This window comes from Mesorhizobium sp. L2C066B000 (genome assembly GCF_000502335.1).
Classification (GTDB): Bacteria; Pseudomonadota; Alphaproteobacteria; order Rhizobiales; family Rhizobiaceae; genus Mesorhizobium.
In genome coordinates, this window is the sequence record NZ_AYWZ01000001.1 from 537,385 (window position 1) to 562,758 (window position 25,374).

A 25,374-nucleotide genomic window follows, 5' to 3' on the forward strand; every position below is an offset into this window, starting at 1 on the left:
CACGACATGCATGGTTTCGAGACGCAGTATGCAATTGCCGGCTCACGGCATCAACTGGCCACCGTTCACCTCGATGACCTGACCGGTGATGTAGCCGCTCAAAAGATCGGAGGACAGAAACAGATAAGCGCCGACGCAGTCTTCGGCCGTGCCGGCACGCCCTTGAGGAATGGTGGCGACCATGCCCTTCATCTGCTCGTCGGTGGAATAGCGCTCATGGAAGGGTGTCGCGATGGTGCCCGGCGCCACCGCGTTGACGCGGATGCCGAAGCCGATCAGTTCCTTGGCCATGCCGCGCGTCACATTGGAGACAAAGGCCTTGGCTGAACCGTACAGCCCGGCGCCGCCGCCAGCGCCATTGCGCGCCGCGATCGACGAGGTGTTGACGATGAAGCCGCCCTGCTTCTTCAGCCATGGCATCGCCTTGCGCGAGGCCGTCAGCACCGAGCGGGCGTTGAGGTCCATCACCGCGTCGTAGTGCGCCTCGGTCTGCTCCGCATAGGGCACGCGGCCGAGCATGCCGCCGGCATTGTTGACCAGCCCGTCGAGCCGGCCGAATTTTTCGGCGCTCTCCTCGACTACCCGCTCGACATCGGCTGCCTGTGAGAAGTCGCCCTGTTTCAGGAACACCTCACCGCCGCTGTCGCGGATGGTTTTGGCCAGCGTTTCGGCCGCTTCGCGGCTCGAATTGTAGTGCAGGGCGACCCGGCATTTCTGGGCGGCGTAGGCCAGTGCAAGGGCGGCACCGATGCCGGTCGAAGCGCCGGTGACCAGCACCGCCTTGCCGGCAAGATCGGGGATGACGAGGGTGGTCGCGGTCATGAGCACTTTCCTTCGGGCTGTTTGGCCACCCTTCGTAGGCTCTCATGGCCTTCACGTTCAAGCCCGTGGCGGCTCAGGGCCGGAGATAGGCGTAGCCTTGGCGCTGCAGTTCGGCGAGCTTGACGACGCCGCCCTTGTCGGCGGCGTGGAAGCCCTCGAGCAGGTCGGCAAGCGTGATCTCCATGCCTTGCATGGTGTTGCCGCAGGCATGCGGCTCAAGGCCCTGTTGGACAAGGCCGGCAAAGCGTCCCGAGATCGCCGCCGATATGCCTTTCGACTTGAAGCCGGCGAGGGCCGGACCATGCACGACCAACACGATGTCGACATTGCCGCCGGTGCCTTCATAGTGGTTCTTGATGTTGCCGAGCACGAAGTTGACCTTATCGAGGTCGCTGAGGTGATAGGCGACCTTCGGTCTGTCTTCAGCGGCGGCGGCCCGGCTCAGCCCGAACAGGCCGGCGGCACCGGCAAGGCTGGCCCGGAACATGTCGCGTCGACGCATGGCATCCTCTCGGCTTGGCGCTCCCCGCAAATTGCGTGGCTGCGGCCATGATACTAGCATAAATTCACGTTACGTCCTGTCGATGCGAGGAGGGGGTCACATGGCGTTCAGGAAGTGGAAGGTTGTTGCCAGCGCTGGATTTGGCGCCGTGCTGCTCGGCGCGCTTGCAAGTTCGGCCCTTGCCGGCGATGCGCTTAAATTACCCGAACTCAGCCCGAATGGCGCCGATGCGTGTTTCGGCCGCGTCTATGATGCGGCGCACCTCAAGGCGCATCCAAAGCAGAAGGTGGCGCGGATCTTCTTCCTCTATGGCCATGATCCGGTGAGCCATCCGAACGAAGAGCCGATGGCAAACGCCGACACCTCCTACAACGGTTTTCTCACCACCACGGTGCGCGGCGCCAAGGCGCCGCAATGGGCCGGCGGCTGGTGCAATCACGAGTCCGAGGACGGCAAGTCAGGTCCGATCCGCTGCGGCATGGACTGCGACCGCACCATGGCGTCGCTGAAGCTCGATGACAAAGGCCGCCTGATCCTCACCGACGTCTCGTCCGATCTCTATCTCGACGCCGGATCGGAAGACGAACTGGGCGAAGCCGAATATGACCGGCAGGCTCTGGGCTCGGAGGACAATAATTTCCGCCTCGACCCGATGCCGGCCGCAACCTGCCAGGCTGAATTCGCCAAGATCGACCCGATCGATCCGGCGCTTGGGGCTCCCTTGCGCGAGCGACTGAAGCCGGACCAGCCTTTCTGTTTCGGGCGAGACTACGATGCCGCGCATCTCTCCTCGCATCCCGACCAGGTGACGCAGTCGATCCGGGTCTTCCGCGGGCCGGTCGAACTCGCCTCCTTTGCCTCAGGCGATGTCGCCAACTGGCCCGACGGCTCCGATGTCGCCGTTTCGGTGACCACCAGGAAGAACGGGACGAAGGTCACGCAGACCTATTCCTGCCAGGGTGAAGCGGATCAATGGCGCTGCGCGGCCAGTTCGAAGATGAGCAACTTTTCCTGCGATATCGCGCAAAAGGAAATCTTCCTCAAGCGCGGCGCCAACGGCACCCTCATGCTGGCCAACCCCAATAGCAGCCTGGCGATTGTCGATCTGTGCTCGGCGGATGGCAAGACCAAGTCCGATGACAAGGTCTACCGGTTGGAGGCTATGCCGCAGTCGGCCTGCACTCGTTGAGTTCGATCTTGTCTATGACGCTACCATGGTATATATCTTTGCTATATCTCATTTGAGGATGCACATGGACAAGGCAAAGGTGTTCTGGTCAGGCCGGTCACAAGCTGTGCGCTTGCCTAAGGAGTTTCGGTTCGAGGCAGACGAGGTTTCGATCCGTCGTCATGGGCAAACTGTCATCTTGGAGCCGCTTGCGCAGGATTGGGCATGGCTCGACCAGGTCATCGGACCGGTTGACGACGATTTCGCCCAGGGAGCGCTGGAGCGTCAGGATGGTCAGGATCGACCTGCTTTGGATGACCTCTTTAAGTGACCTACCTGCTCGACACCAATGCCGTCATAGCGATCATCTCGGGCGACGAGGGTCTGCTGGCTTTGCTCAAACGGCATGCACCACAAGACTTTGCTCTCTCGGCGGTCGTTTTGCATGAGCTGTACTACGGCGCTGAAAAGAGCCAGCGAAAGGTCCAAAATCTGGCGCGCATCGAAGCTTTGCAGTTCCCGGTACTTGAATTCGACCGAGACGACGCGAGACATGCCGGTGAGATTCGTGCTGGGCTTGCGGCACTGGGAACCCCGATTGGTCCCTACGATGCGCTGATTGGCGGGCAGGCACGTGCTCGGGACCTCACGCTGATAACCCGCAATATCCGGGAATTCGAGCGGATCAAAGATCTCACTATCGAAACGTGGTAACTCGTCTCACGCGAACGGCACCGCCGTCGTGCCTTTCGGCAGCTTCGCCTCGTCGTCCGGTTCGACATGGATGGTGACGCGCACCGAGGGGATTTCGGCCTTCAGCGCGTCCTCGATGCGGTCGCAAATGACGTGGCTGGCGCCGACCGTCATGTCGGCGTCGACGACCAGGTGGAACTCGATGAAGGTGGCGCGGCCGGCGATGCGGGTCTTGAGGTCATGAACCTCCAGCGCGCCCTTGCAATTGGCCGAGATGATGTCGCGAATGTGCATGTGTTCGGTCGTGTCCACTGCGCGGTCCATCAGCCCGTTCATCGACGAGCCGATGACGTGCCAGCCCTGCCACAGGATGTTGAGCGCGACGATGACGGCAAGCGCCGGATCAAGGATCTGCCAACCGGTCAGGATAGCGCCGACGAGGCCGCCGAAGACGCCGACCGAGGTCACGACGTCGGTCATGATGTGCCGGCCGTCGGCGACCAGCGCCGGTGATTTTGCGCTGCGCCCGGCGCGGATCAGCGTCCAGGCCCAGAAGGCGTTGATGACGGTGGCGACGCCGTTGATCGCCAGGCCCTCCCAGGGTTGTTCGAGCGGGGTCGGCGTCTGCCAGGAGCGCCAGACCTCGTTGAGGATCAAAAGCGCGGCGAGCACGATCAGCACGCCTTCCAGCACCGCCGAAAAATACTCGGCCTTGTGGTGGCCGAACGGATGGTCCTGGTCGGCCGGCTTGTAGCTGACCAGGACCGCCCAATAGGCGGCGGCCGAGGCTATGACGTTGACGATCGACTCCAGCGCATCCGAATAGAGCGCAACGGAGCCGGTGACGTACCATGCGGCAAGCTTGAGCGCGAGCACCACGCAGGCGATGACAATCGACCAGAAGGCAAGGCTGGCGATCCTTTGCCTGGCCGCTGCCTTCGCTGCGATCGCCGCCATGTTGTCCGTCGCCGCCATCGTTTCTAAGCGGCCTTTTCCTTGGCCTTGCGCGGCAGATGCGCAACGATGTTTTCGATGATGCGCATGCCGGCATTGTGGCCGAGCGTCATGATCGATTCCGGATGGAACTGGACGGCGGCGATCGGCTCCTTGCGGTGTTCGAAGGCCATGATGATGCCATCCTCGGTCTCGGCGGTGACGATGAAATCGTCGGGCAGCCGCACCGGATCGGCGAAGATCGAGTGGTAGCGGCCGACGGTCACTTCCTTGGGCAGGCCGGAGAAGATGATTCCAGGCTTGGAGACGCGGATGCGCGACGGCTTGCCGTGCATCGGCACGTGCAACTGCCTGAGTTCGCCGCCATAGGCCTCCGCCAGCGCCTGCAGGCCAAGGCAGACACCGAAGATCGGCAGGTCGCGGGCGCGGGCGTTCTTGATGGTCGCGGCGCAGTCGAAATCCTTCGGCGTGCCCGGTCCGGGCGACAGCACGACGAGATCGGGCTTCAGCCGTTCGAAGACTTCTTCCGGCACCGGCGAACGCACGGTCGAGACATTGGCACCGGTCTGGCGGAAATAGTTGGCCAGTGTGTGGACAAAGGAGTCCTCGTGGTCGACGAGCAGGATGTTGACGCCGTCGCCGACGCGCGCGGTGGTGCGTTCGGCGCCTGCGGCATTGCCCAATTTGGCGTCGCGAATGGCGGAGAGCATGGCGGATGCCTTCAGTTCGGTTTCGGCTTCTTCTTCCTCGGGGATGCTGTCGAAGAGCAACGTGGCGCCTGCTCGCACCTCGGCAATGCCGTCCTTGATGCGGATGGTGCGGAGCGTCAGGCCGGTGTTCATGTCGCCGTTGAAATTGACCATGCCGATGGCGCCGCCATACCAGGCTCGCGGGCTCTTTTCGTTCTGCTCGATGAAGCGCATGGCCCACAGTTTCGGCGCGCCGGTGACGGTGACCGCCCAGGCATGCGACAGGAAGGCGTCGAAGGCATCCATGCCTTCGCGCAGGCGCCCTTCGATGTGATCGACGGTGTGGATCAGGCGTGAATACATCTCGATCTGGCGGCGGCCGATGACGCGCACCGAGCCCGGATCGCAGACCCTTGACTTGTCGTTGCGGTCGACGTCCGAGCACATGGTCAGCTCGGATTCATCCTTCTTGGAATTGAGCAGCTTCAGGATCTGCTCGCTGTCGGAAATGGCGTCGTCGCCGCGCTTGATGGTGCCGGAGATCGGGCAGGTCTCTACGCGGCGGCCGTTGACGCGCACGAACATTTCGGGCGAGGCGCCGATCAGATACTCGTTTTCGCCGAGATTGATGAAGAAGGAATAGGGCGACGGGTTGATCGACTTCAGCTTGCGCGAGATTTCGGAAGGCTGCGTCTCGCAGCGTTCGTAGAACATCTGCCCGGGCACGACCTCGAACAGGTCGCCGCGCTTGAAACTATCCATCGCCTTGCGCACCAGATTGGCGTATTCGCCAGGCTCATGGTCGCCGCGCGGCGGGATGCGGTCGGCGGTCTTGAACGGTTCGGCGATTTCGTCGCGCGGCAGCCCCTCGGTTGAAAAACCGTCGCCGGAATAGTCGTAGCGGTCGGTCCAGGCCTTGGTCGAATAATGGTCGACGACCAGGATCTCGTCAGGCAGGAACAGCACGAGATCGCGCTGGCTCTGTTTGCGCTCGAGCTTGTAGTCGACTGGATCGAACTGGAAGGCGAGGTCGTAACCGAAGGCGCCGTAAAGGCCGAGATTGGCGTCTTCATCGGTCTTGAACAAAGCGGTGATGGCGCGCAGCACAGTAAACACAGAGGGGACGCGGCTGCGCTCTTCCTCGGTGAAGACGCGGCCGGGCTTGGCGACATCGAGGCGGATCAGCTTTTTCGAGGTTTCAGCAATCGTCACCTCGGTAATGCCGGCCAGCGTCTTGCCGATCACCGGCAGCAGCACTTCGCCACGGCCGTTCAGCGCCTCGATGCGCATGGCGCGGCCACGCGCGGAAATCACCAGCGGCGGATCGATGATGGCCGTATCCCAGCGTGTGTAGCGGCCCGGATATTCGTAATTCGAGGAAAACACCGCACCACGGCGCGAGTTCAAGCCATCGACATAGGCGTCGATCGCACCGGCGTAAGGCTTGTCGTGGCGTTCGCGGGTGATGGTGACACCACCTGCGGTCACGAAGCTTTCCGCGCCGTTTTCCAGAGCCTTGATCGTCATTGCCGTCTCCATATGGCTTGTTGGGGCAACGGACCCGGGACTGGCTTTGAAAAAACAAATGGCCGCCCGGACATTCCGTTGCGGCCACCCTCTATTTTCACGCGCACGCGTTCGAACAGGCCGCTGTCAGCGGGCCCACCACCAAATGGTCTTGATCGAGCGCATGTTCATGGGCGAAATCCATAGCGGCGAAAAGCCGGATGCGCAACAGGTTTGAAAGGCCTGTTTGTGGCCGCCGCTTCTGCAGCCCATGGCACATCGCCAAGGCTTGGGGTCCTGCCTAGACTGTTCGTCCAACATCGGAAAGACGGGAAGACAGCAATGACCGAGCAGATCGAGCGCGCACGCAGGTTCCATGCGCTCCACGTCAGGGGCAACCCGATCGTTCTCTACAATGCCTGGGATCCGGGCTCGGCCAAGATCGTCGAGAAGGCGGGCGCCAAGGCGATCGCCACCGGAAGCTGGCCGGTCGCGGCTGCTTTTGGTTATGCCGATGGCGAGAAAATTCCGCTGGAGCTGGCGCTGGACAACATCAAGCGCATCGTGGCGGCAGTCGACCTGCCGGTGACCATGGACCTCGAAGGCGGCTACGGCGTCGAGCCGGTGACTGTCGCCCAGACGGTGACACGTGCCCTGCAGGCCGGCGCCATCGGTTTCAATTTCGAGGACCAGATCGTCGGCGGCGCTGGTCTGCACGACATCGCCATACAGGTGAAGCGCATCGAGGCGGCAGCGGCGGCGGTGAAGGCTTCCGGCATTCCCGCCTTTATCAACGCCCGTACCGACATTTTCCTCAAGGCCAAGCCGGATGTGCATGACAGCGTGCTGCTCGACCAGGCCATCGAGCGGGCGCACGCTTATGAAAAGGCAGGAGCGAGCGGCTTCTTTGCGCCGGGGCTCGGCGACGAGGGTTAATCGAGGCGCTGTGCAAGGCGACGGCATTGCCGGTCAACATCATCGCGCTGGCGCATGTGCCGCCGCGCCAGCGCCTGGCCGAGCTTGGTGTCGCCCGTGTCAGCCACGGCCCGGTGCCGTACCGGCAGATGGCCGAATGGCTGGAGGCCAAGGCGCGGCTGGCGATTTCGGGTTAGCTCAGTCCTCCAGCGTGCCTGACCTCGCGTCGGCGCTCTTCTTGTCGCCGACCAGCTTCAAGAGATCCTCGCCGGCGCGGATGATGCGGCGCGAGCGGCGGGTCAGGATGACGCCGTCCTGCGGCGCCAGCACTTCGGTGCGGCCGCCGGCCTCGCCCGGTGTGTGGACGATGGTGGCGAGGCGCGCGCCATTGGCGACGCGGTCGCCGGGCTTGACGTCGTAGAGGATGGCGCCGGCCCGGGGCGCCGGCATCATGTCGATGTTCTCCAGCGGCGCGACGAGGCCCTTGAACGCGCCGGGTGCGGGAAGGGCGGTATCGGCGATGACGCCGCGCGCCGCCAGCAGCCGGTAAAGGCCTTCGGCATCGGAACTTGCCAGCGCGCCGTCGACATCCAGCATGCCACGGTATTCTACCGTGGTGGCAACGCGGCGGTCGAGCTTCGCCACGTTGGCGGGGACGTTCTGGTAGGGCATGATCGTGGCGCCCTCGAAGGTGCCGTCGGTGTCCTCGCTCCACAACACCACGGCGTCGACACCCATGGCGGCGGCGCAATCGGCCATCGCCGGCCACAGGCTGGCGTGGACGTAGAGATAGGCAAGGCCCTCGTCGTCGCAATGCAGGTCGAGCACGATGTCGTGGCCGAGCGACAGCTGCACCAGACGGGTCTTCAATCGCTGGTCGGGGGTGCCAAGCGTGGTGTCGGGCAAAAGCTTGGCGTCCGGTGCTGCGAGCAACGGAAAGCCGCGGTTGAAATTGTTGCGGGTGCCGAGATGGAAGCGGCCCTGGTGCTCGCCGAAATGATATTGCGCGCGGCCGATCGGATTGGCCCAGGGCACGACCGTGATGCTGCCCTTGATGCGGCCTTCGGCTTCGGCCTTGTTCAGCGCCGGCATCAGCGCGTCGATGGCGACGACACCAGGCAATTCACCGGCGTGGAGTGCTGCCTGCAGATAGGCCGAAGGTGCTGCCTTGTCGGCGCCGGCGAAGCGGAACAGCGGGAATTCGTAGGAAACGCCTTCGGTATCGCCGGCGATGCGTTCGATCGATTTCTGCATGGGATGCCTCCAGGATAAGAGGCAGAACACATGCACTTTTGCCAAGGGGCTGTCGATTGGTCCAGTTCGCGCCGCCATGGGCGCAATGGAATTATTCGGCGGCGGCCGGAACCGTCGTTATCGGCGCCGATCCTTCGAGCGCCTGCGAGACAACGGCTACGCTGACCGCCAGCAGGGCCAGCACCGCGCCGACCAGCGGCAAATGAGCATAGGAAACGCCGGCCGACAGAGCCACGCCGCCGATCCAGGCGCCGCTGGCATTGCCGATATTGAATGCGCCCTGGTTGAGCGTGGCGGCGAGGTTCGGCCCTTCCGAAGCCGCTTCGACGACGCGGATCTGCAGCGGCGGCACGACGACGAAGATCAGCAGTCCCCACAAGAAGACGACGCCGATGGCGACGCTGGCGATAGCGCCGAACTGCATGAAGCCGACAAACAGAACTGCCATCAAAAGCAGCGTGCCGATGACCGTCGGCATCAATTTCCAGTCGGCCAGCCGGCCGCCGATGATGTTGCCTATGGTCATGCCGGCGCCGAACAGCAGCAGGACCCAGGTGACCGCGGAGGTCGACAGGCCGGAGACATCGGTAAGGTAGGGCTTGATGTAGGTGAAGACGGCAAACAGGCTGGCCGAGGCCAGCGAGGCGATCAGCATGGCGAGCCAGACCTGCAGCTTGCCCAGCACGCGCAGTTCGCTGCGCAGGCCGCCGCCGCTCGGTTCGACGACATTGGATGGCACCAGCCAGGCGATGGCGGCAACAGAGATCAGGCCGATGCCGACGACGGCAAAGAAGGTGGAGCGCCAGCCGAAGGCTTCGCCAAGCGCGGTGCCGGCAGGAACGCCGAGAATGTTGGAGAGCGTCAATCCCGCGAACATCATCGCCATGGCGCTGGCGCGCTTGTTGCGCGGCACCAGGCTGGCGGCAACGACGGAACCAATGCCGAAAAAGGCGCCATGACCGAACGCGGTGAAGACGCGCGGCCATCAGAAGCCAGTAATTGGGCGCAATGGCGCAGAGCAGATTGCCGACGACGAACATCGCCGTCAGCGCGACCAGCACCGGCTTGCGCGGCAGATGCGCGGTGGCCATGGCGACGATGGGCGCGCCGAAGACGACGCCCAGCGCATAGCCGGTGACCAGCAGGCCGGCCGAGGGGATCGACACTCCGAGATCGGCCGCAACCTCCGGCAACAGGCCCATGATGACGAATTCGGTGGTGCCGATGCAAAAGGACGCAATGGCAAGCGCAAGGATCGGCAAAGGCATGGAAAATCCAGACTGAATCGGTTCAATTCAGACTGAACGAGAAGCCTTGCCGCGCGCAATGCACATTGCTGCAACGCACCAATGCAGAAAGCGCTGAGCTTGACGCGGAGTCATGTCAGGCGAGCGGCTTCAGCTCCTGGGCGATGGTTGGCAACAGCTCCGAGACGTTGGGGTGGATATGCACGGCGCGCGCCAGCGTATCGACCGGCGCCTTGGCGTACATCAGGTCGAGCACGCAGTGCACCGCCTCGTCGCCGCCGGGGCCGAGCACGGAGCAGCCGAGGATTTGCCTGGTGTCGGCATCGACCAGGATCTTCATGAAACCTTGCGTCTCGCCCTTTTCGATGGCGCGGCCGACGCGGGTCATTGGTCGCTGGCCGACCAGCGCCTTGCGCCCGGATTTCTTCACCGCCGCCTCGGTCATGCCGCAGCGGCCGAGCGGCGGATCGATGTAGAGCGCATAGGCCTCGATGCGGTCGCTGACCTTGCGCGGATCGTCGTCGAGCAGATTGGCGGCGACGATCTCATAGTCGTTGTAGGAGGTGTGGGTGAAGGCGCCCTTGCCGTTGCAGTCGCCCATCGCCCAGATGCCGGGCACGCTGGTGCGCAACTGGTCGTCGACGGTGACGAAGCCGCGCAGATCGACCGCGACGCCGGCCTTGTCGAGGCCAAGATCGTCGGTGTTGGGGGTGCGGCCGAGTGCCAGAAGCACATGCGAGCCGACCGCCGGCGGCTTGCCGGATGAGAAGGTCACGGCGATGTCCTTGCCCTGTTGGGCAAAGCCGATGTTGTCGGCGCCGACATGGACCGCTACGCCTTCATTCTCGAGGATCGATAGGATGGCCGCCGACACGTCCTCGTCCTCGCGGCCGGTCAGGCGCGAACTCTTCTCGATGACGGTGACTTCAGAGCCGAAGCGGCGAAACATCTGCGCGAATTCAAGAGAGATGTAGCTGCCGCCGACGACGATGAGATGGCGCGGCAAAACATCGAGATCCATCATCGAGGAGTTGGTGAGGTAGTCGACGTCGTTGACGCCCGGCAGGTCGGGCACCGAGGCGCGGCCGCCGGTGTTGAGGAAGATCTTTTCGGCGGTCAGAAGGTCGTCGCCGACACGCACGGTGTTGGCGGATTCGAAGCGGGCATGGCCGCGATAAAGCGTGCAGCCCTTCATGCCGGCGATCCACGTCTCCAGATTGCTGCGGGAGTCGTTGGTGACCTTGTCCTTGCGCGCCTTGATCCTCTTGTAGTCCACGCCGACAGGGCCTGAGAACGTCACGCCGTAGTCCGCGGCACGCCGCGCCAGATGCGCGGCATAGGCGCTGGCGACCATGGTCTTGGTCGGCATGCAGCCGGTGTTGACGCAGGTGCCGCCGACCAGCTTGCGCTCGATCAGCGCCACGCTCATGCCGGCTGACGTCAGCCGGCCGGCGAGAGGAGGGCCGGCCTGTCCGGCGCCGATGATGATGGCGTCGTATGTCTTGGCGTCTGAGGCTTGGGCAGTCATACCACCGCCGCCACGATCAGCAGGCCGCCGATGATCGCCACCGCGTCCTCGATGAGGGCGGCAGGCAAATCCTTGCCGAAGGCGGCGGCCAACCGGCCGCGCGCTTCGGCGCCGCCATAGGTGCCGATGACGGCACCGATGGCGCCGGCAATCAGGCCGCCAATGGTGGAACCGGCAGTGGCGCCGATCACCGCGCCGCTGAAGGCGCCAAGCAGGATGCGGGCGCCGAATTGCTGCGGCACCTTGCGGCTCGGCGTCGAGGGCAGCTGGTCGGTGACCAGTTCGACGATGGCGAGGATGGTGAAGATACCGACGGCGGCCCAATGGCCCATGAAACTTGCCCAGGTGCCGGCCACCGGCAGCCAGCCGAGATACGCGCCCCAGGCGATCGCGGCCGGCGCGGTCATGGCGCGAAGACCGGCAATGACGCCGATCAGAAGTGCAAGCAAATAGAGCATGTCGATCCCCTCGAAGCAGGCCCGGGACTGGCCCACGAGGGCAAGCTAGCATAGGTCCTGCGTTTGACGAGAGTAGGCACTGGTGCTTCTTCCATCAGTGAGCATTGTACTTTGGTAAACAGTCGAACACGACGAAGGGACGGAGTCGCTGTGATGGCCGATAGCGAACGCACAAGGATGATTGCAGGCGAATGGTACACCTGCATCGACGACGAACTAGAGGCGCTGCGGGTGATCGCGCGCGATGCGGTGTTCGAGCATAATACGCTACCGCCCCAGCAACGCGGCAATATCGGTCCGGCGCTGTCGGTGCTGCTCGGCAGCACGGGCGAGGGCGGCCGCATTGAGGCGCCGTTCCACTGCGCCTACGGTTTCAACATCCATCTCGGCGACGGCGCCTTCCTCAATGCCGGCTGCACCATCCTCGACACCGCGCCGGTGCGTATCGGCAGGCGGACGCTTCTCGGCCCCAATGTGCAGATCTACTGCGCCGAGCACCACAAGGAGGCCGCGGGCCGTCAGGCGGGACTGGAGATTGCCCGGCCGGTCACCATTGGCAATGACGCCTGGATCGGCGGCAGCGCCATCATCCTCGGCGGCATCAGCATCGGCGATGGCGCCATAGTCGGCGCCGGCGCGGTGGTGACGCGCGACGTGCCTGACAACACCACAGTGGTCGGCAATCCGGCGCGGGCGGTCAAGCGGGGCTGAACTCGTCGTGGGCGGTCAGTATGAAGCCGTACGTGCCATGCGCTCGTCCGGACCGGCTCGCCGCGAGAATTCACGCCGGTATTGGGCCGGTGACGTCTTGAGCCGTGCGGCGAAATGCTGGCGCAGCGAGGTGGCGCTGCCGAAGCCGGCTTCGAAGGCCACCATGTCCATCGATTTTTCCGTCGCCTCCAGCAGCCGTTGCGCCAGTTCGGTGCGTTGGCCGGCCAACCATTCGCCAAAGCTGGTGCCGATCGATTTCTGGAAACGGCGGGTGAAAGTGCGCCGAGTCAGGCCCGCGGCCTCCGCGACGCGGTCGAGGTTGTGCGTTTGTCCGAGCGTTGCCCGCACCGTGTCCAGCGCCAGGGTGAAGCGGTCGGTGGCCGGGGTTTTCGCCAGCGGGCGCTCGATGAACTGCGCCTGCCCACCCTGCCGGTGCGGCGACAGTACAATGTGCCTTGCCAGCCGCAGCGCTACCTCTGCGCCATAGCGCGCGCGCACAATGTGCAGGCAGCAGTCGAGCCCGGCGGCGACGCCGGCCGAGGTGACGATGTCGCCGTCGTCGACATAGAGCACGTCGGCGTCGACTTCGATGTCCGGGTACAATGCCTGCAACCGGTCGGTGGAGGCCCAATGTGTCGTCGCACGCCGGCCCGCAAGCAGCCCGGCGGCGGCAATGGCGAAGGTGCCGAGACAGAGGCCGACGATCAGCGCACCGCGCCGGTGCGCGTGGGTGAGCGCTGCCAGGAGCGGCGGCGGAAGTGGGGCCTCGAGATCCTTCCAGCTCGGAACGATGACGATGTCGGCATCGTCGAATGCGGAAAGGCCATACGGCACCGCGATGGTCAGCCCGGCATCGGTGTGGATCGCTCCATCGTCGAGCGCGCAGACGCGAAAGTCGAAACGCGGCAGGCCAAGCATGGTGCGGTCGGTGCCGAACACCACGCACGGCACGGAGAGGTGGAACGGGCTGATGCCGTCAAAGGCGAGAACGGCAATGATCGGGTCGGCCATGCGTGTTTCCAGCAAGCGAAAAAGCGGATTGTCCCAATTCTTTCGACTGATGTCAATCGGGCCACTTTTGGCAGTCGGGCGATTCGCCTATTTCCTGTCCCATTCGAGCTCGAAGGAGAACACCATGTCCGCCAATATCACGCCGCGCCGCGCACTCATCGTTATCGATGTCCAGAATGATTATGATGGCGGCAACCTCGCCATCCAGTGTCCGCCGTTCCGCGACAGCGTCGTCAATGTCGCGCGCGCTATGGATGCCGCCGCTGCGGCCGGCGTGAAGGTGGTGGTCGTCAAGCAGATGGCGCCCGAGACCTCGCCAGTCTTCGCCAAGGGCAGCCATGGCGGCGAACTGCATCCCGAGATCGCCCGGCGAAGCCGCGACCACTATGTCGAGAAGTCACTGCCTAGCGCCTTTGCCGGCACCGACCTCGAGGCGTGGCTGCGCGCCAATACCATCGATACGATAACGGTGATCGGCTACATGACGCATAATTGCGACCTGTCGAGCATCATCCACGCCGCGCATGTCGGCTTTGCGGTCGAGTTCCTGTCCGACGCCACCGGTTCGCTGCCTTACGCCAACAGCGCCGGCTACGCCTCGGCCGAGGAGATCCACCGCGTGGTGTCCATCATCCTGCAGTCGCGCTTTGCGGCCGTGCTCAAGACCGCCGAATGGATCGATTGCCTGAAGACCGGTGCTTTGCCCGAACGCGACACGCCCTATGCGTCCAACCAGCGCGCGCTGGCGCGCAACGCTGCATAGGCAAATCTGTCCCCGAAAAGCAAAAGGGCGGCCAGTGGCCGCCCTTCTTGGATCTCGCAACGATCTCGAAATTTTCAAAACAGGCCTTCGATCTGGCCGATCTCGTTGAGGAAGATTTTTTCCGAGGACGGCGCCTTGGGCAGGCCGGGCATGGTCATGACCTCACCGCAGATGACGACGACGAAGCCGGCGCCCGCCGAAAGCCTGACCTCGCGTACCGGCACGGTGTGCCCGGTCGGCGCGCCACGCAGGTTCGGGTCGGTCGAGAAGGAATATTGGGTCTTGGCCATGCAGACCGGCAGGTGCCCGTAGCCGGCCTGCTCCCAGGCATGCAGCTGGTCGCGCACCGACTTGTCGGCGATCGCCTCGTCGCCGCGATAGATGCGCTGGACGATGGTGTTGATCTTCTCGAACAGCGGCATTGCGTCGGGATAGAGCGGCGCGAACTGCGAGGCGCCGGATTCGGCGATCTCGACGACCTTGCGCGCCAACTCCTCAATGCCGGCAGAGCCATTGGCCCAATGCTTGCACAGGATCGCCTCGGCGCCGAGCGAGGCGACGAAATCCTTCATCGCCTGGATTTCCACCTCGGTATCGGTGGTGAAATGATTGATCGCCACGATCGCAGGCACGCCGAACTGTTTCACATTCTCGATGTGGCGGCCCAGATTGAGGCAGCCCTTCTTGACTGCCTCGATGTTTTCCTTGCCGAGGTCTTCCTTCTTGACGCCGCCATTCATCTTCATGGCGCGCACGGTGGCGACGATGACGGCAGCCGCCGGCTTCAAACCCGCCTTGCGGCACTTGATGTCGAAGAATTTTTCGGCTCCGAGGTCGGCGCCGAAGCCGGCTTCGGTGACGACGTAGTCGGCGAGCTTCAGCGCCGTGGTGGTGGCGACCACCGAGTTGCAGCCATGCGCGATGTTGGCGAACGGGCCGCCATGCACGAAGGCAGGGTTGTTCTCCAGCGTCTGCACCAGGTTTGGCTGCATGGCGTCCTTCAGCAGCACCGCCATGGCGCCGTCGGCCTTCAAGTCGCGGGCATAGACCGGGCTCTTGTCGCGGCGGTAGGCGACGATGATGTCGCCGAGGCGCTTTTCCAGATCCTTGAGGTCGGTGGAAAGGCACAAGATCGCCATCACTTCAGAGGCGACGGTGATGTCGAAGCCTGCCTCGCGCGGATAACCGTTGGCGACGCCGCCGAGCGAGCAGATGATTTCGCGCAGCGCCCGGTCGTTCATGTCCATGACGCGGCGCCAGGCGACGCGGCGGGTGTCGATGCCGAGCTCATTGCCCCAGTAGATGTGGTTGTCGATCAGCGCCGACAAAAGATTGTGCGCCGTGGTGATGGCGTGGAAGTCGCCGGTGAAGTGGAGGTTCATGTCCTCCATCGGCACGACCTGCGCGTAGCCGCCGCCGGCGGCACCGCCCTTGACGCCGAAATTCGGGCCGAGCGAAGCCTCGCGGATGCAGACGATCGCCTTCTTGCCGATGCGGTTCAGACCGTCACCAAGGCCGACGGTGGTGGTCGTCTTGCCTTCGCCGGCCGGCGTCGGGTTGATGGCGGTGACGAGGATCAGCTTGCCGTCCTTGTTGCCCTTCACCGATTTGATGAATTCGGCCGAAATCTTCGCCTTGTCGTGGCCGTAGGGCAAAAGGTGCTCGGTCGGGATGCCGATCTTCTGGCCGATCTCCTGGATCTGCTTTTTCTTGGCGCCGCGCGCGATCTCGATGTCGGACTTCACTTCGGCCATGACGGCTTTCCTTCGGATTGGACGGTGGAGGGGACGGGTTTGATCTCACTCGCAGGCATGTTGAACCCGGGCGCGGGCATGTTCTAACCCTGTCGCTCCCGCGGCGTCAACTTGCATGCAACTATGTTTCCTATGAAGAAAGTGTCTCCGCGGCCGGCCGACCTGTCGCCGGTTCTTCCTGGCTCCGTTGCCGCGCCGTATAGAAGCCAGAGGACGCGACGTTCCGCCGTCTCAAAACAGCCGCCCAATGCACGGAATGCGACAGAGGCGACGGCGCAAATTCGCCATCGCTCGCCGGGAAAGCTGTGAACGCTACTGAGTCAGGACGTTGCTGATCTCGACCATGTTGGAGCGCACGCGAAGCACGTAGAAACCCATCGTCGTCAGGTGCGTCGGCATGATCCAGCCATCCTCGCGGCCATTGGCGATGATGAAGGGCTGGATGCGCAGCGCCGAGACGAATTGCGCATCCATCGTGTCCCACAGATTGCCGAGATGCTTTTCCTTGATGACGTCCTCGAAGTCGGCCTGGGCGCCTTTCATCAGGCCGTAATAGGCATAGAGCTGGCCATAGGCGAACCAGAAGCGGTCATCGGCGCGGAAGTCGAACCAGCCATTGTTATGGTTTTCGGCGCGCTCCTTGAGGATCGCCGAGGTCGAACCGATGTCGGAGGAGATGCGGTCGATATACTGCTTCAGATTGTCGGCGCGGGCATCGAACGTCGCCTGGCAGCTGCCGAGGCGGGCGTTGAAGGAGCGCAGCTTGGTGACGGCATCGCGATAATAGCTCGGCGTCGGCGTCTTGGGGCCGAACGGGTTGAGGCCGAAATACCAGGTCTCCTCGTCGAACTGCAGATTGCCGCGCGCATCCTGCAGGTCGCCGTCGATCTGCGATGTGGTGCGGACACGGCCGAGATTGTCGGCAAGCTCGGTGGCGGTGCGCCGCACCGCCTGGTTGATGCCGCGCTGGAACGAGGCCTTGTTGTCCATGAACGGCGTGTTGTCCCAGTCGATGCCGAACAGGCCGAGTTTGTAGAGGATCATCGACGAGATCCAGGCATTCTGGTTGACGTTGAAGTCCGTCAGGTCGGCCGCCACCTGGGCGATGCCCGAATTGCCGCAGGTCTTGGCGGTGTCGGTGCCGGCGCCGGCCGCGACCTGTTCGCCGGCGGAAATGTTGCGGTTCTCGAAGGTGTATTTGTCGACGTAGTTGGGATCGAACTTGTTCCACCACTGGGTGGCGTAGAAGAAATTGGCGTAGAGGCCGATCAACACCAGAAGCGCGAGGCCGACCACAGCCTTCAGGATCCAGCCGCGCTGCGTATACCAGCGCCCAGCCCAGAGGAACGGCCACAGGATCGCGCCGATGACGAGGCCGATGCCACGGCCTATCCATTGGAAGATGCGGGTGAAGAAATTCACGATCGGATCAAGCATGGCTCTCGTTCACCCCTCAGTCAGTCAGGCCGTAAAGGCGCGTGCGAAACGCCACTTTGTCTTTCAAATATGTGGTTTTCAGAACGTCCACAACATGCGACCGCCAGGCGTCGCTGTAGCCGTCATAGTCCTTGTAGAAGCCCGGCTTGTTGAAGACGTAACGCGAGACAAAGTCCTGCGGCACGAAATCCGAGATCAGCTGGTTGGTCAGCCAGGCGTCGGGATGGTCGGGCTTGCCACGCACGACCAGGAAGCGCTGTTGCGGAAACACATCCTCGATCTTGAGATGGCCGAGCTGGGCGATCTCACGCTTGGCGGCGTTGAGAAAGGGGAAATTGCCGTCCTTGGTGATCAGATCGGCATGGCCATGGATCCAGGTCTGCAGCCAGACCTTGTCGACCTCGGTCAAATTGCGGTTCGGCTCTGTGTCGCGGATGAGAGAGCGCACCACCATCTCGGCGCGATGCTCGAGATAGCCCGAGCTTTCGACCCATGACGCGCGCGGCAATTCGATGCGGCCGGTGCTGGCCAGGAACTTGAACACCTTGTCGGCATCGTTGATCGAGAGATAGCTGACCTGCCAAGGCCGCGAACGGCGAAAGCCGGGGGCGGCCGGGTCGCCGATGACGGTAGTCATATCAGGATCGACGAAGACGTAGACGCCGCCGAAATGGCTGGTCCAGTAGGCGTTGTGGCGGAAGATCACCTGGTCGGGCACCAGCGCATTCTCACGGATATCGCCGCAGACCTTCGCCAGCTCCACCATACGGCTCAGCATGGTGTTGTCGCGCCAGGCATCGGGCTCCTGCTTCAGCCGGTCGACCAGCTTGCCGAGTTCGGCGGCCTTGCCCAGCACGTCCTCGGCCGAAAGCACCCTGAACTCGACCTGGCTGATCGACAGCAGATCCTCGATGTCGTTGACCAGGGGAACGGAATCCTCGATCTCGCCGTAGATGACATCCTTGATGGTCAGCGCATCGATGGCGCGCTGGTTCTTGGACATGAACTCGAACATCAGCTGCGAGGTGTTGGAAAAGGCGGTGTGCACCACCGGCAGATCGATCTGCGACGGCGTCAGGATGATGAAGCGGCGGTTGACCTCATTGGGGTCGAGATAATCGTAATCGCCGCATTCCTCGGCCACTTCGGGCGAGAAGCCGGTGCGGTCGATCTGGAAGCTCTTCAGCTTGGTGGGCTTGAGGCCGAAGGCAACAAGCGCCTTGTTGTAGCGCTGGATGAGGTGCGACTCGTCGACGGTGAGCAAGCGACCGTAGATCAGCTCATTGTCGCGGAGAAGGTCGGGCTTTTTGGCGTGGCTCATGCAGAACGTTCCGAGTGGCGTTGCCTGTTGTGGCGAAGCGCCAACGCTGACGCCTCCCTCTCCCCGTTCTTCACGGGGAGAGGGGGGCGTCAGCGTTAGCGCCAAGCCTTTCAGCACCCGCGGGCAGCGAAGGAAGCTCACGCATNGAGTGGCGTTGCCTGTTGTGGCGAAGCGCCAACGCTGACGCCTCCCTCTCCCCGTTCTTCACGGGGAGAGGGTAAGGGTGAGGGGCAGCGCTAGCATTCAAGGACATGTCTCCCCATGGCCTTTGGCGTCAATAAATCGAAGATCATTGGTCCGGATGTGCCGATCGAGGCGCTGTTCGATAGCTGCCAGTATGGTCGTAGCGATCTCTGGTCCACGCATGCGCCGCCCCTCACCCTTACCCTCTCCCCGTGAAGGACGGGGAGAGGGGGGCGTCAGCGTTAGCGCCAAGCCTTTCAGCACCCGCGGGCAGCGAAGGAAGCTCACGCATTCCAGAGCCCCTTCTTCTTCATCTCCTCCATCTCGCGTCCCGCCCGTTCGCGCAGGCGTGCGTCGCGCAGCAGCTTCTCCACCGCGGCGTCGTCGGATTTGTCGGAATAGCGGAACTCCGAGTCGGCGTAGCGGTTGATCTCCTGCATGACCATGTCCATCGAGAACGGCCCACGCAGTTCCTCGATCATGGCTTTCTTTTCGTTGTAACCCTTGTGCATGAAGGCTTCCGGCTTCTCGAACCAGTCGTCGGGCAGCTCGATGTCCATGGCGCGCATCTTGATGGCGTCGGTGACGTTCTTGATGGCTCGGCCGGTGAAGCGCGGCTCGGCATCCTTGATCAGGTGCAGATAAGTGCCGATGTCGGCCATCGATTTCGGCGCGCCATTCTCCTTCATGTAGCGCTCATAGACCTTCATCAGCCCGTCTTCCTGAGGCTTCTCGTGCTCCTCATAGGCTTCGGTCACCGCGCGCTGGATCTCCTGCGCGGCGTAGAGCTTGTGGTCGCCGAGTGGGATCTTGTGGTTCTTGCCGGCAAGCAGGACGAAGATGTCGATATAGTCGTCGCGGCTCTGTGGGCCGTCGACCAGCCAGCGGGCGCCGGCGCGCTGGCGCAGCGCATCGTCGACATTTTCGGGATAGTTGGAAAACATGCCGAACGAGCAATTGCCGCGCACCACCGTGCCGGCGCCGGCAAAGGCGTCCATCAAGACGCCGGTGATTTCCTGTTGGCCGGCCGAGGCGCGGTCGTCGGAGCGGCGGGCCGCCACCTGGTCGATGTCGTCGACGGTGCCGAAGCCGATGACGCGTGGGTTCAAGACATTGTTGATGAACTGGCGGCAGTTCTGGCCGGATTTGCCCTGGTAGGACGAGATCTGGTCGACGCCGAAATTCTCATAGGCGAAGGGATAGCCGGCAACTTGGCAATAATTGTTGACGAGGCCGGCGATCATCTGGATCAGCGTCGTCTTGCCGGTGCCCGGCGCGCCATCGCCGATGAAGGTGAAGAGGAAGCCGCCGAGCTCGACGAACGGGTTCAGCTCGCGCTCGAAATCATAGGCCATCAGCATCTTGGCGAGCTTGACCGACTGGTATTTGGCGATGTGGTTGCCGACGACCTCTTCGGGCTTCTTGAAGGTCATCACCAGCGGTTTCGAACGCTTGCCGGGCGCGACGTCGAAGCCGTCTAGGGTGAAATCGTCGGCGTCGATGCGGATATGGGCGTTCTCGAACGGACCGATGCCGTCGAAGCGGCCTTTGCGGGCCAGCAGCCCATCAATGGCGACCCGTGCAAAAGCTCGCGCGCGCGTCGTCAGGTCGCCATCGTCCTTGGAGCCTGCAATGGCCTTGTCCAACCCGGCGACGATCGACTTCACCGCGTCCTGCGGCGTGTCGAACAGGAAGTCCGGTTCGGGGATATCGTTGGGCGCCTCGCCGTCGCTGTCGATCAGCTGGAACAGGTAAGAGGCGAGGCTGAAGGCTGAAACGTAAGCCGAGGCTGACAGAAGCTTCTTGAAGGTCGCCGCCTCATCGCCCTCAAGAGGCGCGCGGGTGTTCTTGGCCTGGAGGCTTTCGAGGTCGGAGCCCTCGGCGAAGACGTCGGAGATGGCGAGCGCAATCGCCAGGCCGCGGCGGGCGCGGAACAACATCGTGTGCTGGGGGATGCTCATCAGCTGGTCGTCGGGATGGACGGCTGCCACGGTCTTGACCAGCTCGACCTCGCGTGTGCGCCGCACCGAGCCGACCGAGACGGTGGAGACGAAGCGGCGGTTGGTGCCGGCCAGCGCTGTGCCGGATTCGCGCGAGGGGTCTTCCAATACGACGACGCGGGTGATGAAGCTTTGCGCGGTTGCGCGGTGCTTTTCGATAGCCGCTTCCGGGATGGTGGTCAGGCCGGTGTCCATGAAGGATGCTCCGCGATGTGACGGTCAGACATCTGAAATCACCTGCCCATTTGACAGGATGTGAACCTTGTAGCCGGAGAAGATTTTTTGAGCTTCGCCGGCGGCGTAGAGTGCTTGATAGGCTTCGTGCGGGATCAGGGCGTGGTTCTCGTAGCTCGACACACCCTGGCGCGCGGCTTCGAGATCGTCGGTGTTGATAAAGAATTCCTGCGTCGTCTTCTCGCTCGAAAACAGCCCCTTGCGGCCGGGTTTCTCGCCCTTGGAGTAGACCTCCTGGATGGTCCAGGTGAGCAGCCAGGCATTTTCCGGTTTGCGCACCTTGGCCAGCACCTCGGTCACGGTCGAATTGTTGTCCGTAATGCCTGCGGAATAAAAGGGGCCGAGCACGACGCGGCGCAGCTGCTTAGGGTGCAGCGGCTCGAAATCCTTGTCGAGATTGACCGCAATCGTTGCGGGCGAAAGCGTGTAGGCGGAATTCTTCTCGGTGAAATCGTCGAAGCGATGGGCGAGTTCGGGGTTGAGCAGGCCGTCCACCGGCAGCGGGATGTCGACCCGTTCATTGAGCTTGCCGCTGCTGTCAACGAGCTGCCGGATCATGCTTTCGGAGGAATCCTCCACCGTCACCATGTAGACCAGCGGCAGGTTGGCGCTGCCGTCGAAGCTCGCCCAGTGCACGAGGTAATAGGGACGCCCGGTCTTTGGATTGACCGAGACCTTGGCCGTCTGCGCCAGCGAGAACGGGCCAAAAGTCTGTTCGCTCTTGACGTCCTCGAGATAGAGCCGCTCGGCCATCGACTTCTGCAGCGCTTCGGGGAATTCCTTGTGGCGCAGGATGAAGTCGGCCATTTCCTCGCGCAATTCGCCGGCCAGCGGAATGTTGGCCAGCCGCGCCTCGGCCTGGCGGCGGTCGTTTTCCAGTTCGAGCAGGTTCTGGAAGACGGGATAGCCGCTGTCGGCGCGCGAAATGCGGAACGTGTCCATGAAGCCGAGCCGGTTGCGCCAGCAGGAAAACGATTTGTCCAGCCGGGCAATGTATTCGGCGACAATCTTGGCGACGATGCCGTGCCGGTAAAGCGGCGAGCGGTCGTCGCGCATGAACACTTCGAGGCCGCTGAGTGCCGCCGTGATGGCGGAAAAATAGCGCGCCGCCGCTTCGTTTTCGGGAGTCATGCCGGTGTGCCCGCGTGCAGCCGCTCCTTACGACTGCACGTAGTTGGCCGAATTGTGCTTCTTCATCACGTCGTCGAAACGGCGGGCGAAGGCGTCGTCGGCGAGCTTCTTGCGGCGCTGGATGTCGGAGCTGGCGACCATGTTCTTCTCGTGCATTTCGAGAAGATCGCCGATGTGCTTTTGCGAGGCGGCGCCAATGCCGGCCATGGTCTCTTCGGCGGTGTTGTCAACCTGGCTGCCCAGCGTGTTGATCTTGTGGGCGACATCCTGCTGGGCGGCGGTCTTCAAGGAATCTTCCAGTGCCTTGTAGAGCACGATGCGCTGCTCCGTATCGATGGTCAGCTTGTTGATAAGCGTCGACTGGGCTGCGATCTGATTGTTGAGCGAATCGACGAAGGTCTGGAACATCGAGGTGTAGCGTTCCAGCGTCTGGCTCTCGGCCAGAAGCTCCTGCTCCTTGGCTTGCTTTTCATTGTATTCGGTCGCCAGTTTCGAGCGCTCGCCCTCAAGCTGCGTGCGCTCCTTCTGACTGGTAGAAGCGGCGATCTTGTTTTCGATGTCGAGCAGCAGCGGATTGACCTCCTCGATGCGCTTCTGCACCGCCTCGAGGTTGGTCATGGTGACCTTGCGGCGCTCGATCACCTGCGACAGGCTGTTTTCCGAGGTCTTGTAGCGCTGGTCAAGGACCTCTTTCTGCGCTTTCAGGATGCCGACGATGGTGTCGGACTTGACCAGAAGCTCCTGCAGATTGCCGGCCAGCGACATGTTGCGGACGCGGTCGGTGCGCATGCGCTGCTTGCGTTGCGCCGAGAAGACACCGACGAAGCTTTCCCAGCCGGTGTAGTTCTTCATGCTCTCGAATTCAGTGCCGAAGACGTTGGTGGCGTCTTCCAGCCCGATGATCAGGTCGGCGATGTTGCCTTCCATCACCTTCTGCTGCTTCAGCACGTCCTCGATGCGGGCATTCTCGATGTCGAAATTGGCGTCTCCGATCTTCTTGTCGGCGGTGGCCAGCGTGTCAAGCACCGTGCCGGACTGCTCGATCTTGGAGCGCATGTCCTGCACGACCTGCCTGGTCTTGGCAATTTCGGCATCGAAATTCTGCAATGTCGCCATAGGGGCCTCCCGCTTCGGCTTCCGGTCGCTGGCTGCGAACAGCGGCGAATATATGTGGGGTATCAGGGGATTGAAAGACGCAAGACAAGACCCGCCCCGAAAACAAAAACATACGCGGTCGTCTTGAAAGGCAATGAAGGCGGGGTCATGGCGTGATTAACCAGCCGGCCAAGTATTGTTCAACCGTCATTGAACTTTGGCGTCTGCGAAGCAGTCGATCTCGGACAGTGTAGGTGTGCTGAATTCGACAGAGGGCTCAATGAGTTGCAAGCGCGAGACAGCTGGCGGAAGCCGTCGCCATCACGCTACGCATCGCGCCGTTCAAGGCTTCGGATCGGCCTTCAGATAGGCGATGACGTTGGCGATGTCCTCGTCGCTGCTCAGGCCGGAGAAGCCCATCCTGTTGCCGGGTACTTTCAGCTTGGGAGCGCCAAGATAGGCTTTGAGGTTGGCTTCGTCCCAGACCAGGCCGGCCGCGCCGGCGTCCTTCATGGCCTGCGAATAGTTGAAATTCTGGGCGGTGCCGGCGGTGCGGCCGACGATACCGAGGAGATGCGGGCCGACCTTGTCGCGGTCGCTTGCCGCCTCGTGACAGGCCATGCAGCGGTAGAATACTTTCTTGCCAAGTGCTGCATCGCCGTCGGCCTGCGCGGCGAGGATACCGGCCAAGTAAATGACAAGGCCTGATGAAATGGCTCGAAGCATGGCGGTTCCCGGCTGGCTCTGGCTGAGGGCAAAATAGGCTGCAGGCCTTAACAAACGCCGTATGCCGGTGGATAGCAGCCGGGCTCAATCCGTGCGCGGGATCGCCGCGACCGCCTGCTTGACCTGCTTTTCAATCGCCGCCGACGAATGATTGTCGCGCACGAAAGCGCGGCCGATCTCCGCCATCTCGGCGGCCGCTTGCGGGCGTGTCGCGAGATCGATGATTTTCGATGCCAACTTGCCGGCATCGTCGCTGGACAGGAAATGCCTGCCCGCCTGCAGCCCAAGCCCTTCGACGGCCTTTTCGGTGGCGGCGACGACCAAGCCCGCCGCCATCGCCTCCAGCACCTTGATGCGGGTTCCGCCGCCGAAGTGCAGCGGGATCGGCGCATAGCCGGCGCGGCCAAGCAATTCCGGCAGATGCGGCGGGTTCTCTATCAACCGCAGACCATGCCTGGTGCATAGACCGCGCACGACATCGCGCGGGTTTCTGCCGGCGACGGTGATCGACCAGGGCCGGCCGGAAGCGGCGAGGCGCGGCGCCATCGCGCGGCCGATCTGCTTGACGGCGTCGATGTTGGGGAAATAGCCGAGATGCCCGATGAAGCACAGGCTGAGCTCACTGAAGCGCTCGGCAGCAATTGGCAGGGAAAGCACGCTCTCGTCTGGAATGGGGTTGGCGACGAACCTGACGTCGTTGACGGGGCCGAGAGCGGACAGAAGCGCTTCGTCGGCCCGCGAACAAACCCAGATCTGGTCGGCCAGGGCAGCCGCACACCTGTCGGCTTCGCGCGCCTCTGCCTTCCTTCGCCTGTTTTGGCGCCAGTCTCGTATTTGCTGCCACAGCGTCAGGCCGGCGATCCGGTCGGACACCGTCCGGGAATCGATGTTGTGCTGGTCAAGGACGGTGCGCGCGCGATGCTTCGGCGCCAGCGTCAGCAGCTGCGAAAGCACGATCTCCTCGATCACCACGAGATCGGGCGCGAATTCCCTCCAGATGGCGTCGGCTTCGGCCAGCTCGTCGTCCGGCATCATATGCACGGTCGGGTGCGGGCTGCGCCTGCCCCAAGGCGCCCTGCCGCGCGCTGACTCGATGATCCGGTGACGGATGTTCGGCGGTGTGGAGGGTGCCGGGGCGCCAGTCAGGCTTACCGTCAGGACCTCGCCCATCGATGCCAAAGCGCGTGCATTGGCGGCGTTCCGGATCTCTCCGCCGGAGACCGGCGGAAACGGGCAATCGACTGTGAACTGCAGAATTTTCATGTTGTCCCG

22 protein-coding genes and 2 pseudogenes are annotated in these 25,374 nt (G+C 63.0%); 7 read left to right on the plus strand and 17 right to left on the minus strand.

What is annotated here, in order from left to right:
* Positions 1–42: 42 nt before the first annotated feature.
* Both X733_RS163250 and X733_RS163245 read right to left on the minus strand, forming a co-directional pair.
* On the minus strand, positions 43–822 hold the full coding sequence (locus X733_RS163250) for an SDR family oxidoreductase (protein WP_023817393.1): 780 nt from the start codon (positions 820–822) through the stop codon (positions 43–45).
* Positions 823–895: 73 nt separating this feature from the next.
* Complete coding sequence (locus X733_RS163245; protein ID WP_023686179.1) at positions 896–1,324, minus strand: DsrE family protein; 429 nt, start codon at positions 1,322–1,324, stop codon at positions 896–898.
* Positions 1,325–1,424: 100 nt separating this feature from the next.
* On the opposite strand from X733_RS163245, the gene X733_RS163240 reads away from it, so the two are divergent.
* The 3 genes from X733_RS163240 to X733_RS163230 all read left to right on the plus strand — a co-directional run bounded on the left by X733_RS163240 (position 1,425) and on the right by X733_RS163230 (position 3,206).
* Positions 1,425–2,513: a hypothetical protein gene (locus X733_RS163240; protein WP_023817394.1), complete on the plus strand. Its 1,089-nt coding sequence runs from the start codon at positions 1,425–1,427 to the stop codon at positions 2,511–2,513.
* A gap of 64 nt (positions 2,514–2,577) precedes the next feature.
* On the plus strand, positions 2,578–2,823 hold the full coding sequence (gene vapB / locus X733_RS163235; RefSeq protein ID WP_023711113.1) for a type II toxin-antitoxin system VapB family antitoxin: 246 nt from the start codon (positions 2,578–2,580) through the stop codon (positions 2,821–2,823).
* A complete protein-coding gene (locus X733_RS163230) occupies positions 2,820–3,206 on the plus strand; it encodes a type II toxin-antitoxin system VapC family toxin (RefSeq protein ID WP_023741041.1) in 387 nt (128 codons plus the stop codon). Before vapB ends, X733_RS163230 begins: the two co-directional genes overlap by 4 nt.
* A gap of 6 nt (positions 3,207–3,212) precedes the next feature.
* Here the strand turns inward: X733_RS163230 and X733_RS163225 are convergent, their stop codons facing one another.
* Together X733_RS163225 and X733_RS163220 are read right to left on the minus strand one after the other, a co-directional pair.
* Positions 3,213–4,160: a cation diffusion facilitator family transporter gene (locus X733_RS163225; protein WP_023683651.1), complete on the minus strand. Its 948-nt coding sequence runs from the start codon at positions 4,158–4,160 to the stop codon at positions 3,213–3,215.
* Positions 4,161–4,165: 5 nt separating this feature from the next.
* Positions 4,166–6,355, minus strand: a complete 2,190-nt coding sequence (locus X733_RS163220; protein WP_023817395.1) for an anthranilate synthase — start codon at positions 6,353–6,355, stop codon at positions 4,166–4,168.
* Positions 6,356–6,676: 321 nt separating this feature from the next.
* On the opposite strand from X733_RS163220, the pseudogene X733_RS01000000165785 reads away from it, so the two are divergent.
* Positions 6,677–7,446: pseudogene (locus X733_RS01000000165785) on the plus strand (isocitrate lyase/phosphoenolpyruvate mutase family protein).
* A gap of 1 nt (position 7,447) precedes the next feature.
* Here X733_RS01000000165785 and X733_RS163215 read toward each other — a convergent pair.
* From X733_RS163215 to X733_RS163205, 4 genes and pseudogenes are all read right to left on the minus strand, one after another.
* A complete protein-coding gene (locus tag X733_RS163215; protein WP_023817396.1) occupies positions 7,448–8,503 on the minus strand; it encodes a succinylglutamate desuccinylase/aspartoacylase family protein in 1,056 nt (351 codons plus the stop codon).
* A 91-nt stretch (positions 8,504–8,594) separates the two neighbouring features.
* Positions 8,595–9,771, minus strand: a pseudogene (locus X733_RS01000000165790) (MFS transporter).
* A gap of 115 nt (positions 9,772–9,886) precedes the next feature.
* Positions 9,887–11,278: an FAD-containing oxidoreductase gene (locus X733_RS163210; RefSeq protein ID WP_023817397.1), complete on the minus strand. Its 1,392-nt coding sequence runs from the start codon at positions 11,276–11,278 to the stop codon at positions 9,887–9,889.
* Positions 11,275–11,736, minus strand: coding sequence for a membrane protein (locus X733_RS163205; protein ID WP_023695827.1), 462 nt, complete (start codon positions 11,734–11,736; stop codon positions 11,275–11,277). Before X733_RS163205 ends, X733_RS163210 begins: the two co-directional genes overlap by 4 nt.
* A gap of 153 nt (positions 11,737–11,889) precedes the next feature.
* Here X733_RS163205 and X733_RS163200 point away from each other — a divergent pair, with 153 nt between their 5' ends.
* Positions 11,890–12,447, plus strand: coding sequence for a sugar O-acetyltransferase (locus X733_RS163200; protein WP_023695826.1), 558 nt, complete (start codon positions 11,890–11,892; stop codon positions 12,445–12,447).
* A 15-nt stretch (positions 12,448–12,462) separates the two neighbouring features.
* On the opposite strand, the gene X733_RS163195 is transcribed toward X733_RS163200, so the two are convergent.
* Entirely contained in the window at positions 12,463–13,458 is a 996-nt protein-coding gene (locus X733_RS163195; RefSeq protein ID WP_023699691.1) for a helix-turn-helix domain-containing protein, read from the minus strand.
* A 124-nt stretch (positions 13,459–13,582) separates the two neighbouring features.
* On the opposite strand from X733_RS163195, the gene X733_RS163190 reads away from it, so the two are divergent.
* Complete coding sequence (locus tag X733_RS163190) at positions 13,583–14,221, plus strand: isochorismatase family protein (RefSeq protein WP_023686167.1); 639 nt, start codon at positions 13,583–13,585, stop codon at positions 14,219–14,221.
* A 74-nt stretch (positions 14,222–14,295) separates the two neighbouring features.
* Here the strand turns inward: X733_RS163190 and X733_RS163185 are convergent, their stop codons facing one another.
* From X733_RS163185 to X733_RS163175, 3 genes are all read right to left on the minus strand, one after another.
* Positions 14,296–15,975, minus strand: coding sequence for a formate--tetrahydrofolate ligase (locus X733_RS163185; RefSeq protein WP_023817398.1), 1,680 nt, complete (start codon positions 15,973–15,975; stop codon positions 14,296–14,298).
* A 312-nt stretch (positions 15,976–16,287) separates the two neighbouring features.
* On the minus strand, positions 16,288–17,412 hold the full coding sequence (locus X733_RS163180; RefSeq protein ID WP_023686165.1) for a DUF2333 family protein: 1,125 nt from the start codon (positions 17,410–17,412) through the stop codon (positions 16,288–16,290).
* 16 nt (positions 17,413–17,428) lie between these two features.
* Positions 17,429–18,733, minus strand: a complete 1,305-nt coding sequence (locus tag X733_RS163175; RefSeq protein WP_023683664.1) for a DUF6638 family protein — start codon at positions 18,731–18,733, stop codon at positions 17,429–17,431.
* Positions 18,734–18,994: 261 nt separating this feature from the next.
* On the opposite strand from X733_RS163175, the gene X733_RS1000000169350 reads away from it, so the two are divergent.
* Entirely contained in the window at positions 18,995–19,132 is a 138-nt protein-coding gene (locus X733_RS1000000169350; protein WP_023749803.1) for a hypothetical protein, read from the plus strand.
* 68 nt (positions 19,133–19,200) lie between these two features.
* Here the strand turns inward: X733_RS1000000169350 and X733_RS163170 are convergent, their stop codons facing one another.
* The 5 genes from X733_RS163170 to X733_RS163150 all read right to left on the minus strand — a co-directional run bounded on the left by X733_RS163170 (position 19,201) and on the right by X733_RS163150 (position 25,365).
* On the minus strand, positions 19,201–21,111 hold the full coding sequence (locus X733_RS163170; protein ID WP_023817399.1) for an ATP-binding protein: 1,911 nt from the start codon (positions 21,109–21,111) through the stop codon (positions 19,201–19,203).
* A 24-nt stretch (positions 21,112–21,135) separates the two neighbouring features.
* Entirely contained in the window at positions 21,136–22,281 is a 1,146-nt protein-coding gene (locus X733_RS163165; RefSeq protein WP_023669989.1) for a hypothetical protein, read from the minus strand.
* A 27-nt stretch (positions 22,282–22,308) separates the two neighbouring features.
* Complete coding sequence (locus X733_RS163160) at positions 22,309–23,397, minus strand: hypothetical protein (protein WP_023669990.1); 1,089 nt, start codon at positions 23,395–23,397, stop codon at positions 22,309–22,311.
* A 321-nt stretch (positions 23,398–23,718) separates the two neighbouring features.
* Positions 23,719–24,102 carry a cytochrome c family protein gene (locus tag X733_RS163155; protein ID WP_023817400.1) on the minus strand — a complete coding sequence of 128 codons (384 nt, stop codon included), beginning with the start codon at positions 24,100–24,102 and terminating at the stop codon, positions 23,719–23,721.
* 84 nt (positions 24,103–24,186) lie between these two features.
* A complete protein-coding gene (locus X733_RS163150) occupies positions 24,187–25,365 on the minus strand; it encodes a glycosyltransferase (protein WP_023817401.1) in 1,179 nt (392 codons plus the stop codon).
* Between the last annotated feature and the right edge of the window lie 9 nt (positions 25,366–25,374).